Raw genomic sequence first — 17740 nt, 5'->3', positions numbered from 1 at the left:
CGATGTAACTGGCCCGTCCCGTGCCCGACGACGCGGGGCGCCCGGATGACCGGACGCCCCGCGTCGTCTCCCCGTCCCTCCGTAGGCCGCCTCAGCAGGTGCCGCCCTGCCGGAAGCCACGTTCCACGAAGGACGCCGGACCGACCTGGAAGGCGCCCACGCCGGACCGGATCGGATGCCCGGTGAACAGTTCCACCCGCGCGCCCACCCGCACCAGGTACGCCGTTGCGGTGCCCGCGTCGTTGCTGATCAGGCCGCCGCGCGGGCCGTAGATCGTCTCCAGGTCGGCGAAGGTCATGCCGACTCCCGCACCGGCGGGGGAGTAGGGCGGGACGGTGGCGGTGGTCACCTCGACCAGCCGGCCGTGCCGGAAGGCCAACAGGATCACGCCCGCCCAGGCGCCGGTCGCACCAGCCCGGACCACGCCGTCGCAGGTGGCGACGGACCAGTCGATCATTCCGGCGGCGGTGAGCCGGTCGAGACCGGCACCGATCCGGTACGGCCCGGCGCCCCGCACGCTCAACACACCGGTGTCGGTGGTGACCGGCGGCTGCGCGCCCACCACCACCGAGGGAGCCGAACGCGGCAGTGGTGCGGCCTGCGCCGGAGCTGCCCCGGCGAGGCCAAGAACGGTCGCGACTGCGACATACGCGAAACGGTGCACAGAAATCGCCTCCTCGGCATCGAGTTCCTACTCTCTTCGTCTCCCCAGCCACCCCTGCGGTTCGCCCCGTCCCCATCCGCCGGGGTGGTTGCTGCGGGGACGGGGGAGGGGGAGGGTTGCGGGAGAGGGTGGGGTGGGGCGGGTGGGGGTGCCGGGGCGGATCGGGGCGTACCGGGTGGAGCGCCTGCTCGGGGTGGGCTCGTTCGCGACCGTCTGGCTGGCGTACGACCCGAGGCTGGAGATCCGGGTGGCGATCAAGGTGCTGGCGGAGAACTGGCACCACGACGTTCGCGTCCGGGAACGCTTCCTGGACGAGGCCCGGCTGCTACGCCGGATGGAGGACGACCGGCTGGTCCGGGTACGCGTGGTGGGGGAACTGACGGACGGACGGCCCTACACGGTGCTCGACTGGGCTGACGGGGGCAGCCTCCGGGAGCGGCTCGCCGCCGGGCCCCTTCCCGTGGCGACCGCCCTGAACCTGCTCGCCGAGATCGCCGCCGGGGTGGCGGTGCTGCACCGGCACCGAGTGGTGCATCGTGACCTGACACCCGGCAACATCCTGTTCCGCTCGACCGCCGACGGTGAACGAGTGGTCATCGCCGACCTGGGTCTGGCCAAGGCGCTCGCCGTCGCCTCCGGGCTCACCATGCGCGCCGGCACGCCGGGTTACATGGCACCCGAGCAGGACGACCCGCTCGCGGTCGTCGACGAGCGCGCCGACGTGTACGCCCTCGGCCGACTCGGCCGGCGACTGCTCGCACAGCCGGTGCCGCAGCCCGTGGCGGCGGTTCTCCGGCGAGCCACCGCCACCCGCCCGGACGACAGGTACCTGGACGCCGAGGCGTTCCGCGCGGCCCTGCTGGCGGCGGCGCGGCAAACCCGGGATCCGACCGCCCCGAGCACCGGACAGTGGCCGGCTCCCGCGCCCGGTACCCGCGGCGCCGACGCCCCGGTAGCTGCCGCACCGACACGGTGGCTGCGTGCGGTCGCGCTGACGGTGATCCTGGTGGCGGCGGCCGGCACAGTCTCGGCGGACTCGGCGACGCCCAGCGGTACGGCGAGAAGTGGTCCGCTGTCCGTCGTGCTGCCGGCCGGCTGGCGGGCGGCCGGCACCGGCTGGGCCGGGCGGTACGACCCGTCCGGCCGCCTCGAACCCGCGATGGTGATCTCGCCGGAGCCGCGCCGGTGGGCCGTCGACCCGCGCGTGCCGGGCGCCTTCCTCGGACTGTCGGAGGCCGCCGCCCGCCGCGGCGATCCGGCCACCTTCGTCGCCGAGCAGCCCCACGCCGACTGCACACCCACCTCGCCCCGACGGGTGCGGCTGGGCGGCCTGGACTGGGTGGTCGCCCGCTTCGACTGCCCACACGAGCGCCCGGTGCTGGTGGAGGCCGCCGCCCGGGCGCCCACCGGCCTGCTCTACGCCCAGGTCGTGCCCCCGCCCGGTGCCGGCGACGAGTTCGTGGACGCGTTGCTCGACGGGGTACGGGTACGACAGCCGGTCATCGCACCACCACCGTGAGCACGTGGGTGCCCGCCTCCCGGGGAATGAACACGTCCACGGTGCCGGTCCGGAGGAACCGGAGATCGACCACACCGGCCTCGTAGTTGCTGTCCACCAGGTCCTCGCGGTCCACCGTGACCTCACCCGGGCCGATGTCCCGCAGGCGCAGCACCCCGCCGGTGGCGAAGCAGAGCGACGACGGCAACGGCCCGGGGCCGGACAGGGGCAACTCGTACCGGACCGCGCCGAGGCAGGACTCGGACATGCTGGTGGCGGGTGTCGGGGCGCGGGTGCTCCGTCGCGGGGTGGGCGGCCGGGGCGCCGGAGTCGACCGCGCGGTCGGCACCGTCCCGACCGCCGGTGGGGCGCCGACAGGTGTTCCGCTCGGCCGGGCCGTCGACGCGAAGGGCGGCGCTGGCGACGGGGCAGACTGCGGTGCTGCGGTGGTGGGCGCGGGTGGGCGTACCGGCAGCGGCGCGACCGGCTCGGCGGCGCAACCGGCGGCACCCGCGACGATCCCGACGGCCAGGGCCAGCGCCGCCAGGCGGCGCGGGCCGGCCTGGTCAGCCGGCACCGGTGAGCCGCTGCCGGACCTGCCGGCGGGCCTCGTGGATGCGGGACTTGACCGTGCCCACGGGGATGTCGAGCAACTCGGCGATCTCGCGATAGTCGAGGTCGAGCACGTCCCGCAGGGTCAGCGCCTCGGCCAGGTCCGGTCGGACCGCGTCGAGGGCCTCCAGCAGATCGAGTCGGGTACCGGCGACCACGCTGGTGCGGCGCGGGTCGGGCCGGTCCGGCAGCGGGGCCCCGGCGGTCTCCATCAGCCACCGTCGGCGCAGCGCCCGGTAGGTCGAGCGGGCCCGGTTGGCGGTCAGCCGGTACAGCCAGGTGTGAAACGACGAGCGGCCCTCGAACCGGTGGATGCCGTGCGCCACCGCGAGCAGCGCGTCCTGGCAGGCCTCCTCCGCGTCCTCCCGGTTGGGCAGCAGCCGACCACACAGCCGCAGCACCTCCGGACGAACCGCCGCCAGCAGCGCGTCCAGGGCCGCCGGGTCGCCGCGCGCCGCGGCTGCGGCAAGGTCGTCGATCCCGTCCGCGAGGGTCATCGCGCCGTCCCGTGCTCGCCGGTGTTGCGGTGGCGTTCAGGCTACGCCGCCGCGACCGCCGTGTCCGGCCCCGAGTCCACCAGCCGACACGGCACGGGCGTCGGTGCCGCCGCCGAGGCGGGTCGAGCGGACCGGCGAGCGCCGCGCGCGGCGCGCTGGAGCGACCGGCGACAGCGGGGTTAGGGTTAGCGCCGACCGACTCGATCATCCGAACCGGGGGGCCTCCGCATGGGCGATTCGTTCGCGCATCTGCACGTGCACACGGAGTACTCGATGCTCGACGGGGCGGCCCGGCTCAAGGACCTGTTCGCCGAGGTCAAGCGGCAGGGGATGCCGGCGGTGGCGATGACCGACCACGGCAACATGCACGGCGCGAACGACTTCTACAAGCAGGCGATGGCCGCCGAGGTGACCCCGATCCTGGGCATCGAGGCGTACGTGGCGCCGGAGTCACGGTTCCACAAGTCGCGGGTGCGGTGGGGCCGGCCGGAGCAGAAGAGCGACGACGTCTCCGGCAGCGGTGGCTACACCCACAAGACCATCTGGGCGCGCAACAAGACCGGCCTGCACAACCTGTTCGCGCTGACCTCGCGCTCCTACACCGAGGGCTACTTCGTCAAGTGGCCCCGGATGGACGCCGAGCTGCTCGCCGAGTACGCCGACGGACTGATGGCCACCACCGGCTGCCCCTCTGGTGAGGTGCAGACCCGGCTGCGGCTCGGCCACGATGCGCAGGCCCTCGAAGCCGCCGCGAAGTACCAGGAGATCTTCGGTAGGGAGAACTACTTCCTGGAGCTGATGGACCACGGCCTGGACATCGAGAAGCGGGTCCGCGACGGGCTGCTGGAGATCGGCCGCAAGCTGAACATCCCGCCGGTGGTCACCAACGACTCGCACTACACCCACGAGGCGCAGTCCGAGGCGCACGACGTGCTGCTGTGCGTACAGACCGGCAGCAACGTGGCCGACCCGAACCGGTTCAAGTTCGGCGGCAGCGGCTACTACATCAAGTCCGCCGACGAGATGCGCGGCGTGGACCACTCCGACGCCTGGCTGGAGGGCTGCCGCAACACGCTGCTGGTGGCGGAGCGGGTCGACCCGACCGGGATGTTCGAGTTCCACAACCTGATGCCGCGCTTCCCGGTGCCCGAGGGGGAGACCGAGGAGTCCTGGTTCCGCAAGGAGACCTTCGCCGGCCTGGCCCGCCGGTACCCGGAGGGCATCCCCGAGGGGCACGTCGTGCAGGCCGAGTACGAGTTGGGCGTCATCATCCAGATGGGCTTCCCGTCGTACTTCCTCGTGGTGGCCGACTTCATCCAGTGGGCCAAGGCGCAGGGCATCGCCGTCGGTCCGGGCCGTGGTTCCGCAGCCGGATCCCTGGTCGCGTACGCCCTGGGCATCACCGACCTGGACCCGATCCCGCACGGGCTGATCTTCGAGCGGTTCCTCAACCCCGAGCGGGTCTCCATGCCGGATGTCGACATCGACTTCGACGAGCGTCGGCGCGGTGAGGTCATCAAGTACGTCACCGACAAGTGGGGCGAGGACAAGGTCGCCCAGATCGCCACCTTCGGCACGATCAAGGCGAAGGCCGCGATCAAGGACTCGGCCCGGGTGCTCGGCTACCCGTACGCGGTCGGCGACCGGATCACCAAGGCGATGCCACCGGCGGTGATGGGCAAGGACATCCCGCTCACCGGCATCTTCGACCCGAAGCACCCGCGCTACGCCGAGGCCGGCGAGATCCGTGGGCTGTACGAGTCCGACCCGGACGTCCGCAAGGTGATCGACACCGCCAAGGGCATCGAGGGGCTGATCCGGCAGACCGGGGTGCACGCCGCCGGCGTCATCATGTCCGCCGAGCCGATCATCGAGCACATCCCGCTGATGCGCCGGGACGCCGACGGGGCGATCATCACCCAGTTCGACTACCCGACGTGTGAGTCGCTCGGGTTGTTGAAGATGGACTTCCTCGGCCTGCGCAACCTGACCATCATCGACGACGCGCTGAAGAACATCGAGCTCAACCACGGACTCAAGGTCGACCTGCTCAAACTGCCGTTGGACGACAAACCGACGTACGAGTTGCTGGCCCGGGGCGACACCCTCGGCGTGTTCCAGCTCGACGGCGGGCCGATGCGGTCGCTGCTGCGGCTGATGAAGCCGGACAACTTCGAGGACATCTCCGCCGTCCTGGCGCTCTACCGACCCGGCCCGATGGGTGCCAACTCGCACACCAACTACGCGCTGCGCAAGAACGGGCTCCAGGAGATCACCCCGATCCACCCGGAGCTGGCCGAGCCGCTGGAGGAGATCCTCGGCCCGACCTACGGTCTGATCGTCTACCAGGAGCAGGTGCAGCGCGCCGCCCAGGTGCTCGCCGGGTACAGCCTCGGCAAGGCCGACCTGCTGCGCCGGGCGATGGGCAAGAAGAAGAAGGAGGTCCTCGACAAGGAGTTCATCCCGTTCCGGGACGGGATGAGGAGCAACGGCTACTCCGACGAGGCCATCAAGACCCTGTGGGACATCCTGGTCCCGTTCGCCGACTACGCCTTCAACAAGGCGCACACGGCCGGCTACGGGCTGGTGTCGTACTGGACCGGCTACCTGAAGGCCAACTACCCGGCCGAGTACATGGCGGCGCTGCTGACCTCCGTCGGTGACGACAAGGACAAGATGGCCATGTACCTGTCGGAGTGCCGGCGGATGGGCATCCAGGTGCTGCCGCCGGACGTGAACACCTCGGCCGGCCCGTTCACCCCGGTCGGCCGGGAGATCCGCTTCGGCCTCGGCGCGATCCGCAACGTCGGCGCGAACGTGGTCGCCGCGATCATGCGCTGCCGCGAGGAGAAGGGCGAGTACGCCGACTTCTACGACTTCCTGTCCAAGGTGGACGCGGTGGTCTGCAACAAGAAGACCATCGAATCCTTGATCAAGGCGGGGGCGTTCGACTCGCTGAAGCACCCCCGCAAGGGCCTGCTCGCCGTGCACGCCGACGCCATCGACGCGTACGCCGACGTCAAGCGCAAGGAGGCCGTCGGGCAGTACGACCTGTTCGGCGCGGGCTTCGGTGACGCCGAGGTGGCGACGAACACCACGGTCATGCCGGTCATCGCCGAGGGGGAGTGGGACAAGCGGGACAAGCTCGCCTTCGAGCGCGAGATGCTCGGCCTGTACGTCTCCGACCACCCCCTGTTCGGGTTGGAACACATCCTCGGTGCGGCGGCCGACACCACCATCGCTGCGCTGTCGGAGGAGGGCACCGTGCCCGACGGCGCGGTGGTCACCCTCGCCGGCATCCTCTCCGGCGTGCAGCGACGGGTCACCAAGCAGGGGCGGGCGTGGGCCTCGGCCACCCTGGAGGACCTGGCCGGCGGCGTGGAGACGTTGTTCTTCCCGAACACCTACGAGGTGATCGGGCAGTACATCGCCGAGGACGCGATCGTGGTGGTCAAGGGCCGGGTCGACCGGCGCGACGACACCCCGCGCATCATGGCGATGGACATGTCCCTGCCGGACGTCAGCACCAGCACGACGAACAAGCCGGTCACCCTCACCATCCCGGTGACCCGCTGCACCCCACCGCTCGTGGAACGCCTCAGGGAGACCCTGGTGCTGCACCCCGGCGACGCCGAGGTGCACGTCAAACTTCTCAACGGCACCCGCTCCACCACCCTGCGCCTGAGCCCGGTCCGCGTGGCCGCCACCACCGCCCTCATGGCCGACCTGAAAAGCGTCCTGGGCCCCGCCAACGTCACCTGACGTCCCCGTACCCCTCCGGGTGGGGGATAAGGGGTGGGGGCCACGAGGGTGGGATTGGCGCTTAGGGGTGGGAGGCGGGGCCACTAGCGTCGGGGTGTGGATCTGGAGCAGGCACAGAAGTTGTGGCAACCGCAGCCGGGCTGGCTGAACACCGCCAGCTACGGGTTGCCGCCCGACCCGGCCTGGGACGCGTTGCAGGACGCGCTGGCCGCCTGGCGGGTGGGGCGGGGAGCGTGGGAGGACTGGGGCACCGCCACCGACCGGTGTCGAACGGCGTTCGCCGACCTGGTCGCGGTGCCGGTGGCCGACGTCGCCGTCGGTGCCACCGTCTCCCAGTTGCTGGCGCCGGTCGCCGCCGCGCTGCCCACCGGTGCCCGGGTGCTGGTGCCCGAGGTCGAGTTCACCTCCAACCTGTTCCCCTGGCTGGTCCAGGCCGAGCGGGGCGTCGAGGTACGCACCGTCGCGCTGGCCGAGCTGGCCGCCTCGATCGACGCGGACACCGACCTGGTGGCGTTCAGCCTGGTGCAGTCCGCCGACGGCACTGTCGCCGCGTACGACGAGATCGTCGCGGCGGCCCGGGCGCACGGCGCGCTCGTCGCGGTGGACGCCACCCAGGCCTGCGGCTGGCTGCCGTTCGACGCGGCCCGTGCCGACGTCGTGGTGGCCGGCGGGTACAAGTGGCTGATGGCTCCCCGGGGCACCGCCTTCGCCTACCTGGCTCCCGGGCTGCGGGACCGGCTGCGACCCGACGCCGCCGGCTGGTACGCGGGCCGCGATCCGCATGCCTCCTACTACGGGCCGCCGCTGCGGCTGGCCGACGACGCCCGCCGGTTCGACCTGTCACCGGCCTGGTTCAGCTGGGTGGGTGCCGTACCCGCTCTGGAGCTGCTGCTGGAGATCGGTGTCGAGCAGGTGCGGGCGTACGACGTGGCGTTGGCCAACCGCTTCCTCGCCGGTCTGGGGCAGCCACCCGGGCACAGCGCGATCGTCACCGTCGAGGTGCCCGGCGCGCAGGAGAAGCTGGAACGCGCCGGGGTACGCGCGGCGGTGCGGGCCGGTCGCGTCCGGGCCTCGTTCCATCTCTACTCCACCACCGAGGACGTCGACCTGGCCCTCGACGCGCTCACCTCCTGACCGCGCCGGCCACGCCGCACCGGACGGCTCGCCGGTGTGCGGCCGGCGCCCGCCGCCCGCCCTCACCCGACCGGTGAGGGCGGGCGGCACTGTCCGCGGAGCGGTCTCCCGCCATCCCGACGGTGTCCGCGACGTCCTCCGGCCGCCGCCTCACTTGCCGGTGATGATGCCCGGGTTGATGCACAGCCCCGGCGAGCTGCCGTGCTTGTCCGCGATCTCCAGGCAGCGGGTCACCTTGTCCACCGTCGCGTTGGTCTCGGTGACCTGCTTCTGGATCTCGGCGTTGAGGCGGTCCTGTTCGAGGTTGCGCGTCTGCGCGAGCTTGTCCTGGAACGCCTTGATGTTGCCCTCGGTCTTGTCGTCGTGGTTGACCCGGGTGATGGTGACCGACAGGATCTCGACGTCCTCGGCCAACCGCCCCTCGGCGTTGGACTTGATGCTCGCCGAAAAGGGCTTGAGGTCGACGTTCAGGTTGCCGGTCTTCGAGTCGATGCGCTCCAGCGGGTTGTAGGTGGCGAAGGCGTCGTTGACCGCGCTGTCGAGTTGGACGCCGACGCGCTGCCCCCGGAAACTCTCGAAGTCACCCTTGTAGTCCATGAACTGCTGCGGGGCGTTCTCGGGCTGGACCTGCCACTCGATCAGCACCTCCACGCACGCGTCCGCGAGGGTGCCGGTACGTACCCGCACGCACTGGTCGTTGCCGATGTGGTCGTACTTCTGCCGCCCGGCGTCCCACTCGCCGACCCGCTGCCACGGGGTGACCCATTTCAGGCCGGAACCGGTGACCTCACCGGTCGGCTTGCCGAAGCTGGTGACGATGCCGACCGAGCGGATCGGCACCGAGTGGGCGCTCGACGCGACGGTGAGGATCGCCGTGCCGGCCAAAGCGCCGACCGCGGTCAGGACGCCGATCTGCCGCACCTGGGGTTGCGAGCTGAACAGGGCGACGGCGACGGCGACGATCGCGACGACGGCGGCGACGATGGCCAGGATGAAGCCGAAGGGCATGTCGGGACCTTTCCGGTGACGGCTCTTGCTGAGTTGATCATCAACGTAGCCGTCCGGGTCAAGGTCGTCGCGGGCGCATCCGTGACGGGGCCACCGAACGAATCCCCGTGGAGACCTGTCCACTGGGAGGGAGTCTGGTGTCTGGGGTACCGGTGCCGGCCGAGGTCGTGCAGGTCGCGCGCAAGCGCCTGACGGCCGCCGCCGAGGAGTTCGACCGCAGCCGGATCAGCGCGCTGGTCGTCGAACTGGCCGAGGAGTGGGGCGTGGTGCGGCTGTGGGACGACGTCTGCGTGCCGGTGCTCACCGCGCGGAGCGGGTGCACCCCCGCCAGGATCGCCGTCGAGCACGCCCTGTCCGAGGGCGTCCGGGTCGGTCTGGACGTGTTCCGCCGGGAGCCGGCAGCCGGCCTGCCCACCGACGGCGTGCTGCTGGCCGGGGTGGAGCAGGAGGAACACTGTCTCGGGCTGCACGCGCTCGCCGCCGGATTGCGGGAGCGTGGCCGGGGCTGCCTGCTGGTCGGGCCCGCGCTGCCGTGGACGGCACTGGCCAGCGCCGTTGACCGGGCCCGACCACACACCGTCGCGGTCTGGTCCCAGTCGCCGGTGACCGGCCGGTCGTACCGCATCGGCCGGTTCGCCCGGGAGTTCCCGGCGGTCCGGGTGTACGCCGCCGGGCCCGGCTGGGTCGACCCGCTCACCCCGCCCGTGACACGGCTCGACTCGCTCTCCGCCGCCGTCGCGGTGATGTAGCGGTCAGCCCTGCGGGGCACGCAGTCGGTGCAGGCGCAGGGCCAACTGCACCTCCAGGGCCCGATCCGGTCGCTGCCAGTCGGCACCGAGCAACTGCCCGACCCGCTCCAGGCGCTGCGTCACCGTGTTGACGTGCACGTGCAACTGCTCGGCGGCCCGGGCCAGGCTGCCACCCACCCCGAAGTACGCCTCCAGGGTCCGCACCAACGCGGTGCCCCGGCGGGCGTCGTATTCGAGCACCGGCCCGATGGTCGTGCTGAGGAACCGGCTCACGTCGGCGTCGCCGTCGTCGTCGACGGCGCCCAGCAGCAGCCCGACGAAACCCAGCTCGGCGCTGCTCGCCCCCTGCCCGGCCCGGCCCAGCGCCCCGAGCGCGGTCAGGCACCGGTCCGCCTCCCGAAAGGCCGCGGCCAGCGACGCCGGGCCCGTCGACGGGCCGCTGGCTCCGGCGGTCACCGGTCGCCCGGTGATCCGGGACAGGTCCCGGGCCACCGCCCGGGCGCTGCCACCGGCGTCCTGACCGGGCAGCATCAGCGCCACCCGGCCGTCGCGCGCCGCGGCCAACCCGCCCCGGGTCGAGGCGTACGTGGTGGCCCAGGAGAGCACCCGCTGCCGGGCGGAACCGGTCGCCGCGATGGCGTCGTCGCCGACGGCCACCAGCACGTGCGGTGCGTCCAGATCCACGCCAAGCCGACGTGCCCGGCTGCGCAGCGCGTCGGTGTCCCGCAGTGGCCGGGCGACCAGATCGTCGAGCAACTCGCCCCGGACCCGCCCCTCCGCCTCGGCGACGGTACGCCGGAACAGCAGCAGCAGCGCGGTCACCAGCGCCGCCCGCTCCAGGATCCGCTGGTCGGCATCGGCCGGCTCGCCGTCGGGACGCAGCACCAGCACGCCCAGGTTCTCCGCGCCGGCCACCACGGCCGCGTACCACAACGCCCCCCGGCGTACGCTGCGCCCCTCGGTCCGCGACGCCGCGACCGCCGCCACGATCTCCGCCCGGTCCGGCTCGTCGATCTCGCCGACCTGGGCCAGCCGCCGTCCCTCGGCGTCCAGCGCCAGCAGCGCGCCACCGAGCACGTCGGTGACGGCCGCGGCCAGGTCCTCCACCCCGCCGCCGCGCAACACCAGCGCGGTCATCCGGTCGTGCGCCGCCGCGGCCCGCTCCACCGAACTGCTGTGCGCCCGGATCGTGGTGTTCGCCGACGACAGCTCCGCCAACGCCGAGCGGGTCTCGGCCAGCAGCCGCGCGGTGTCGATCGCCACCGCGGCGTGGGCCGCCAGCGAGAGCAGCAGCGCCACCTCCTCCCGGGCGAACGGCCGGGCCGAGCGGTTGGCCGCGTAGAGCACGCCGATGCTCGTCGAGCCGAGTCGCAGCGGCACCCCGAGGATGGCGACCAGCCCTTCCTCACCCACCCCGGCGTCGATCTCCCGGGTGTGGTGGAACCGCTCGTCCTCCGGATAGTTCGCGGTCACGTAGGGGGCGCCGGACTGGGCCACCAGACCGCCGAGCCCGGCGCCCATGGGCAGCCGAAGCCGCTGGAAGCGGGCGGAGACCGAACCGTCGGTCACCCGCATGTAGGTGTCGCCGCGCTCGGCGTCGTCGAGCGTCATGTAGGCGACGTCCGCGCCCAGCAGGTGCCGGGCCCGGTGCACAATCGCCCGCAGCACCTCGTCCAGGTCGCGCAGCCCGGCCAGGTCGCTGACCGTGTCGTACAGGCCGGACAGCTCGCTCTCCCGACGGCGGCGGCGTTCCAGCAGTGCCCGGACCCGCAACGCCACCGTCTTGGCCTGTTCCAACTCGGCGAGACGCTCGGCGGGCAGCCCGGCCGAGCGGGCGGCGACCAGCGGTCCCTCGAACTCGACCGCGGCGGCCTCCCGGGCGAGCAGTTCCAGGAACTCCACCGGCGAGGACATGACCGACATTCTGCGGGTGGCCGGCGTCAGTTCGCCGTCCAACCCCCGTCGAGCGCGATCGAGGCACCGGTGAGGAACGCCGCCGGCGGCGCGCAGAGGTACGCCATCAGCTCCGCCACCTCCTCCGGCTCGATCAGCCGCTTGACCGCCGCGCGGGCCAACATGATCTTTTCGATCACCTCGGACTCGGGGATGCCGTGGGCGGTCGACTGGTCGGCGATCTGGCTCTCCACCAGCGCGGTACGCACGTACGCCGGGTTGATGCAGTTCGCCGTCACCCCGTGTGCCGCGCCCTCCAGCGCCACCACCTTCGACAGCCCTTCCAGCGCGTGCTTCGCCGAGACGTACGCCGCCTTGTACGGCGAGGCGCGCAGCCCGTGCACCGAGGAGATGTTCACGATCCGGCCCCAACCACGGGCGTACATGTGCGGCAACGCCCGCCGGATCAGCAGGAACGGCGCCTCCACCATCACCCGCTGGATGTACTCGAAACGCTCGACCGGAAAGTCCTGGAGCGGCGCCACGTGTTGCAGTCCGGCGTTGTTGACCACGATGTCGACGTCGGCGTCGAGGGCGTCCACCGCCGCCGGATCGGCGAGGTCCACCCCCTCGGCCCGGCCGCCGGCCTCGGCGGCCACCAGCTTGGCCGCCTCGACGTTGCGGTCGACCACCACGACCGTGGCGCCGGCCGCGGCCAGCCGCAGGGCGCAGGCCCGGCCGATGCCGCCGCCCCCGCCCGTCACGAGGGCGGTACGACCGGTCAGGTCGACGTTCACGACGTGGGGGACCGCCACGGGTTCTGCCGTCATGGCGCATGAAGTTACGAGCTGTGTGGTCGGGCGCACATGGGATGGTGGCACATACTCCCGCCGTACTGTGTGGTCGTCCGCTACATCTCCGTCGCCGTTGCCACGGCGGTCGCGGTGCCGCGCGGCCATCCGGTCCTCACGGTCGTGTCCGGCGGCGTGCCGGGGCGGGCGTGTCCCGCGACGCGCCGTGGTGGCGGCATCGGTAGGGTGTCGAACACACGTACTGTCCGGCGGCTGGAGGGAGGCGGCGTGCGGGTGCTCGGCGTCGATCCGGGACTGACCCGGTGCGGCGTCGGCGTGGTCGAGGGGACACCCGGCCGGCCCTGCACACTCATCGCCTACTACGTGGTCTACACCGACCCGGCCGACGAACTGCCCACCCGCCTGCTGCACCTGGACCGTTCGCTGACCGAGCTGGTCGCCGAGCACCGGCCGGACAGCGTGGCCGTGGAGCGGGTGTTCAGCCAGCACAACGTGCGTACGGTGATGGGCACCGCCCAGGCCAGCGGGATAGCGGTGCTGGCCGGGGCGCGCGCCGGGCTGCCGGTGCAGACGTACACCCCGAGCGAGGTGAAGGCGGCGGTGACCGGTTCCGGGCAGGCGGACAAGGCCCAGATGACCGCCATGGTCACCCGACTGCTGCGGCTGCCCGAGCCGCCCCGGCCGGCGGACGCCGCGGACGCCCTCGCGCTGGCCATCTGCCACGTGTGGCGCGGCGGCACCCGGTCGAAACTGGCCGCCGCGGCGGACCGGGTCAGACGAGGAGGAGCGAGATGATCGCCAGTGTGCGTGGCGTGGTGACCGCCACCGGCCCGGACCACGCGGTGATCGAGGTCGGCGGCGTCGGCCTGGCCGTGCAGTGCGCCCCCGGCACCCTCGCCGACCTGCGGGTCGGTCAGCCGGCCCGGCTGGCCACCAGCCTCGTCGTCCGGGAGGACTCGCTCACCCTCTACGGCTTCGCCGACGACGACGCCAAGGCGCTGTTCGAGCTGTTGCAGACCGCCAGTGGCGTCGGTCCGCGGCTGGCCCAGGCGGTGCTCGCGGTGCACACCCCCGACGCGGTACGCAAGGCCATCGCCAACGCGGACACGGCGGCGCTGACCCGGGTCCCGGGCATCGGCAAGAAGGGTGCCGAACGGCTGGTGCTGGAGCTGCGCGACCGGATCGGTCCGGTGCCGGTGGGTGCCGACGGCGCGGCCGGGGTGACCGGCGGCGCCTGGCCGGACCAGGTCCGCCAGGCGTTGATCGGGCTCGGCTGGACGGCCGGCCAGGCCGATCAGGCGGTCGCCGCCGTCGCCGAGACCGTCGACGGTCCCACCCCGCCGGTGCCGGTGCTGTTGAAGCAGGCGATCCGACTGCTGGGTCGGACCCGATGAGCAGCGAGAACCTGGTCTCGGCGTACGTCAGCGACGCGGAGCTGGACGCGGAGGTCAGCGTCCGGCCGAAGCGCCTTTCCGAGTTCATTGCCCAGGACCGGGTTCGCGACCAGCTCGACCTGCTGCTCCAGGGCGCGATGCGGCGCGGCTCGCCGCCCGACCACATCCTGCTCTCGGGCCCGCCGGGCCTGGGGAAGACCAGCCTCGCCAACATCGTGGCCGCCGAGTTGGGCACCGGTATCCGGGTGACCAGCGGGCCGGCGATCGAACGCTCCGGTGACCTGGCGGCGATCCTGACCAGCCTGGCCGAGGGCGACGTGCTCTTCATCGACGAGATCCACCGGATCGCCAGGCCGGCGGAGGAACTGCTCTACAGCGCGATGGAGGACTTCCGGGTCGACGTGGTGGTCGGCAAGGGGCCCGGGGCCACCGCCATCCCGCTCGACGTGGAGCCGTTCACGCTTGTCGGCGCGACCACCCGGTCGGGTCTGCTCACCGGTCCGATGCGGGACCGGTTCGGCTTCGTGGCACACCTGGACTTCTACTCGCCGGCCGACCTGGAGACGCTGCTGCACCGCTCGGCCCGCATCCTCGGGGTGCCGATCACCGAGGACGGGGCGGCGGAGATCGCCGGCCGGTCGCGGGGCACGCCCCGGATCGCCAACCGGCTGCTGCGTCGGGTGCGGGACTTCGCCGAGGTGCGCGCCGACGGTGTGGTCACCGTCGCGACCGCTCAGGCGGCCCTGACCGTGTACGACGTGGACGCCCTCGGGCTGGACCGGCTCGACCGGGCGGTGCTGACCGCGTTGGTGGACTCGTTCCGGGGTGGTCCGGTCGGCCTGTCGACCCTGGCCGTGGCGGTGGGGGAGCAGCCGGACACGGTCGAGGAGGTCTGCGAGCCGTTCCTGGTGCGGGCGGGGCTGCTGGCGCGTACGCCCCGGGGGCGGGTGGCCACCGAGGCCGCCTGGCACCATCTGGGCCGTACGCCACCGAATGGTACATTTGCCGCAGAAGCTCCTACCGTGCCCGATCTGTTCTCGCTGGACGGCGGCGAGCCGTGATCTGTTCGTGATCTGTGCCGCATTCGGCGTTCCCAGATAGAGCGACTAGACTCGCCGCGGTCTGTACAGGACGTGAAAATCCGCCTCCGCTGCGGCGCCGACGCGCCGTTGCGGCGGCCAATGGGAAGGTCGACAACCGTGCACTACGCAGCAGATGGCGGCGGAGCGGGAGGCTTCACGCCGATCCTCATGATCGCTCTGCTCTTCGGCGTCATGTACTTCATGATGATCCGTCCGCAGCAGAAGCGCCGCCGCGAGGCCGAATCGATGCAGGCCAACCTCTCCGTGGGCGACGAGGTGGTCACCATCGGCGGGCTCTACGGCACGGTCACCGGTGTCGAGGACGACAGCGTCCTGCTGGAGGTCGCTCCCGGAGTGCAGACCCGCTACGCCCGACCGGCGATCGCCCGGGTGGTCACCCCGGTGGAGCGCCCTGTCGAGTCGCCAGTCGAGGAGTCCGACTCCGTCAAGGACTGACATCGAGTCCCATCCGGGTTGCCGGTCCACCGGCGGCTCGGACGGGAGGTGCCCGCACGCGTCCCCGGGCGGGTGCCATCCTCGATCCGCACATTGAGACAATTGGATAGCAGGCCGACGTCGGGCGTCGGCGCGCCGGCTCGTACCCGGTCCACGCGTGCGCGTCGACCACCCGGGGTGGCGTCAGCCCGGGCGCCGTCCGGTAGGCAGACCGCCGGCCTGGGATTCCGGCAGACCCGCCGCCGCGCCCGCGGCGGCGTGACCACAGGGAGACAGGACAGCCGTGGCACCACCTCAGGGACAGATGCGCCCGGGACGGCAGTTGGCCGTGCTCGGGGCCATCTTCGTCGTCCTCTATCTTTTGGTGTTCTTCTCGGGCGGCGCCAGCGGTGGCTGGAAGGACCGGCTCGAACCCCGCCTCGGTCTTGACCTGGTCGGCGGCACGCGGCTCACGCTGGAGGCCACCAACACCCTCGACGGCCGGGCCCCGACGGCGGAGAACCTGGAGCGGGCCCGCCAGATCATCGAGAGCCGGGTCAACGCGTACGGTGTGGCCGAGGCCGAGGTGGTCACCGAGGGTGACCGCAACATCGTCGTCTCCCTGCCCGGCGAGAACCGCGAACTCAACGAGGTCGGTAGCGCCGCCGAGCTGCGCTTCCGGAAGGTGCTGAAGATCGCCGACGGCAGCGGCTCGATCCCGTCGCCGGCACCGAGCGGGAGCCCTTCGGCGACCCCGTCCGGCTCCCCGAGCCCCGAGGCCACCCCGTCGGGTTCCGCGAGCCCCACGCCCGACGCCGAGGCCACCTCGTCGCCGGACGCCGGTGGTCAGGGCGGTGGCGCGCCGACGCCGACGCCGTCGGCGACCGCGTCGCCCACCCCGTCGCCGACCGCGAGCGAAGAGGTGCCGCAGAGCATCGAGGAGCAGCGCCGGGCCGTCGAGCAGAAGGTCGGCGCCGAGGCGTGGGCCGCGGCGAGCGGGTTGCAGGCGCCGGCCGACCTGAGCGCCGACCCGTCGCTGGCCGAGAAGCTCAAGCCGTTCGCCGAGCTGAGTGGCCGCGAGGTCGCGGTGCTGCCGGCGCAGATGCAGTTCAACGTGCCGACGATCAGCTGCGCCCAACTCGACGACCGGCCGCCGGCGTCCATCTCCGACCCGGAGCAGCAGGTCGTCGCCTGCGAGGGTGGGTACGCCAAGAACCTGCTGGACGTGGCGAAGGTGCTCGGCACCGACGTCTCCGACGCCAACGCGGTGCGCGACCAGACCAGCCAGTGGGTGGTCAGCCTGAACTTCACCAGCTCGGGCCAGGACAAGTGGACCGCGCTGACCCGCGAGGCGTTCAACAACGAGGGCCAGGCGTGCGACGCGTCCGCGCTCGGCGACGAGGGCAAGTGCCGGGTCGCCGTGGTGCTGGACAACCAGATCATCTCGTCGCCGCAGATCCAGGGCGTGCTCACCGGCAACTCCCAGATCACCGGCAACTTCAGCAACGCCGAGGCCAGCGAGCTGGCCGGCTACCTCAGCTACGGCGCGCTGCCGGTCACCTTCGAGGCGCAGGAGCAGCAGAACGTCACCGCGACCCTGGGCGCCAGCCACCTGCGGGCCGGTCTGCTGGCGGCCGGCATCGGCATGCTGCTGGTCATCATCTACTCGTTCTTCTACTACCGCCTGCTCGGCTCGGTGATCTTCCTGAGCCTGGTCCTGTCGGCGCTGCTGCTCTTCGGCGCGCTGGTGGTGCTCGGCCGGCAGATCGGCTTCACGCTCACCCTCGCCGGCATCGCCGGCATCATCGTCTCGCTCGGTGTGGCGGCGGACTCGTTCGTCATCTATTTCGAACGCCTCAAGGACGAGATCCGGGAGGGGCGCAGTCCGCGTAGCGCGGTGCCCCGTGCCTGGGTCCGGGCCCGCCGGACGATCATCTCCGCGAACGCGATCACGATCATGTCGGCGGTGGTGCTCTACATCGTCTCGGTCGGCACGGTGAAGGGCTTCGCCTTCGCCCTCGGCCTGGCCACGGTGCTGGACCTGCTCGTGGTCTTCCTCTTCCGGCACCCGATCATGACGATGTTCGCCCGTACCAAGGCGTTCCTGTCCCCACGGGTCAGCGGCCTGGGCCGGGCGTTGCCGGCCCGGTCGGAGCCGGCCGCCCCGTCGTCCCGCAACCAGCGTGTCAAGGAGGCCTGA

Annotated in this window: 15 protein-coding genes; 9 read left to right on the top strand and 6 right to left on the bottom strand. The window is 72.1% G+C overall.

All coding sequences use genetic code 11. The features are described from left to right. Positions 1-91: 91 nt before the first annotated feature. On the bottom strand, positions 92-664 hold the full coding sequence (locus O3597_RS15125) for a hypothetical protein (RefSeq protein WP_164445217.1): 573 nt from the start codon (positions 662-664) through the stop codon (positions 92-94). 142 nt (positions 665-806) lie between these two features. Here O3597_RS15125 and O3597_RS15120 point away from each other — a divergent pair, with 142 nt between their 5' ends. After that, on the top strand, positions 807-2183 hold the full coding sequence (locus tag O3597_RS15120; protein WP_281601532.1) for a serine/threonine-protein kinase: 1377 nt from the start codon (positions 807-809) through the stop codon (positions 2181-2183). Here O3597_RS15120 and O3597_RS15115 read toward each other — a convergent pair. Beyond that, entirely contained in the window at positions 2164-2739 is a 576-nt protein-coding gene (locus O3597_RS15115) for a hypothetical protein (protein WP_281601531.1), read from the bottom strand. The genes O3597_RS15120 and O3597_RS15115 overlap by 20 nt on opposite strands. Beyond that, on the bottom strand, positions 2729-3271 hold the full coding sequence (locus O3597_RS15110; protein WP_281601530.1) for an RNA polymerase sigma factor: 543 nt from the start codon (positions 3269-3271) through the stop codon (positions 2729-2731). The genes O3597_RS15115 and O3597_RS15110 overlap by 11 nt, the downstream gene beginning before the upstream one ends. Positions 3272-3499: 228 nt before the next feature. On the opposite strand from O3597_RS15110, the gene dnaE reads away from it, so the two are divergent. Together dnaE and O3597_RS15100 are read left to right on the top strand one after the other, a co-directional pair. Continuing rightward, positions 3500-7033, top strand: a complete 3534-nt coding sequence (dnaE, locus tag O3597_RS15105; protein ID WP_281601529.1) for a DNA polymerase III subunit alpha — start codon at positions 3500-3502, stop codon at positions 7031-7033. A 96-nt stretch (positions 7034-7129) separates the two neighbouring features. Then, entirely contained in the window at positions 7130-8167 is a 1038-nt protein-coding gene (locus tag O3597_RS15100) for an aminotransferase class V-fold PLP-dependent enzyme (protein ID WP_164445212.1), read from the top strand. Between the two features lie 150 nt (positions 8168-8317). Here O3597_RS15100 and O3597_RS15095 read toward each other — a convergent pair whose 3' ends face one another. Next, positions 8318-9175: an SPFH domain-containing protein gene (locus O3597_RS15095; protein WP_164445211.1), complete on the bottom strand. Its 858-nt coding sequence runs from the start codon at positions 9173-9175 to the stop codon at positions 8318-8320. A 137-nt stretch (positions 9176-9312) separates the two neighbouring features. Here O3597_RS15095 and O3597_RS15090 point away from each other — a divergent pair, with 137 nt between their 5' ends. Further along, complete coding sequence (locus tag O3597_RS15090; RefSeq protein ID WP_281601528.1) at positions 9313-9924, top strand: transcriptional regulator; 612 nt, start codon at positions 9313-9315, stop codon at positions 9922-9924. A gap of 3 nt (positions 9925-9927) precedes the next feature. On the opposite strand, the gene O3597_RS15085 is transcribed toward O3597_RS15090, so the two are convergent. Beyond that, positions 9928-11847, bottom strand: a complete 1920-nt coding sequence (locus O3597_RS15085) for a helix-turn-helix domain-containing protein (protein ID WP_281601527.1) — start codon at positions 11845-11847, stop codon at positions 9928-9930. Between the two features lie 17 nt (positions 11848-11864). Continuing rightward, positions 11865-12647: a 3-hydroxybutyrate dehydrogenase gene (locus O3597_RS15080; protein ID WP_164445208.1), complete on the bottom strand. Its 783-nt coding sequence runs from the start codon at positions 12645-12647 to the stop codon at positions 11865-11867. A gap of 249 nt (positions 12648-12896) precedes the next feature. Here O3597_RS15080 and ruvC point away from each other — a divergent pair, with 249 nt between their 5' ends. The 5 genes from ruvC to secD all read left to right on the top strand — a co-directional run bounded on the left by ruvC (position 12897) and on the right by secD (position 17740). After that, entirely contained in the window at positions 12897-13424 is a 528-nt protein-coding gene (gene ruvC, locus O3597_RS15075; protein ID WP_164445207.1) for a crossover junction endodeoxyribonuclease RuvC, read from the top strand. Further along, complete coding sequence (gene ruvA, locus O3597_RS15070) at positions 13421-14023, top strand: Holliday junction branch migration protein RuvA (RefSeq protein WP_281601526.1); 603 nt, start codon at positions 13421-13423, stop codon at positions 14021-14023. The genes ruvC and ruvA overlap by 4 nt, the downstream gene beginning before the upstream one ends. Further along, positions 14020-15084, top strand: coding sequence for a Holliday junction branch migration DNA helicase RuvB (gene ruvB / locus O3597_RS15065; RefSeq protein WP_164445205.1), 1065 nt, complete (start codon positions 14020-14022; stop codon positions 15082-15084). The genes ruvA and ruvB overlap by 4 nt, the downstream gene beginning before the upstream one ends. A 138-nt stretch (positions 15085-15222) precedes the next feature. Then, positions 15223-15561: a preprotein translocase subunit YajC gene (gene yajC / locus O3597_RS15060; protein ID WP_216592529.1), complete on the top strand. Its 339-nt coding sequence runs from the start codon at positions 15223-15225 to the stop codon at positions 15559-15561. 283 nt (positions 15562-15844) lie between these two features. Beyond that, a complete protein-coding gene (gene secD, locus O3597_RS15055; protein ID WP_281601525.1) occupies positions 15845-17740 on the top strand; it encodes a protein translocase subunit SecD in 1896 nt (631 codons plus the stop codon).

This window comes from Verrucosispora sp. WMMA2044 (assembly GCF_027497155.1).
Classification (GTDB): Bacteria; Actinomycetota; Actinomycetes; order Mycobacteriales; family Micromonosporaceae; genus Micromonospora; species Micromonospora palythoicola.
This window is presented reverse-complemented; position numbering and strand designations above follow the sequence as displayed.

Coding starts and splice junctions, on each gene's coding strand:
- O3597_RS15110 (WP_281601530.1), bottom strand. CDS start 3,271: ATGACCCTCGCGGACGGGATCGACGACCTTGCCGCAGCCGCGGCGCGC.
- dnaE (WP_281601529.1), top strand. CDS start 3,500: ATGGGCGATTCGTTCGCGCATCTGCACGTGCACACGGAGTACTCGATG.
- O3597_RS15095 (WP_164445211.1), bottom strand. CDS start 9,175: ATGCCCTTCGGCTTCATCCTGGCCATCGTCGCCGCCGTCGTCGCGATC.
- O3597_RS15085 (WP_281601527.1), bottom strand. CDS start 11,847: ATGTCGGTCATGTCCTCGCCGGTGGAGTTCCTGGAACTGCTCGCCCGG.
- O3597_RS15080 (WP_164445208.1), bottom strand. CDS start 12,647: ATGACGGCAGAACCCGTGGCGGTCCCCCACGTCGTGAACGTCGACCTG.
- ruvA (WP_281601526.1), top strand. CDS start 13,421: ATGATCGCCAGTGTGCGTGGCGTGGTGACCGCCACCGGCCCGGACCAC.
- ruvB (WP_164445205.1), top strand. CDS start 14,020: ATGAGCAGCGAGAACCTGGTCTCGGCGTACGTCAGCGACGCGGAGCTG.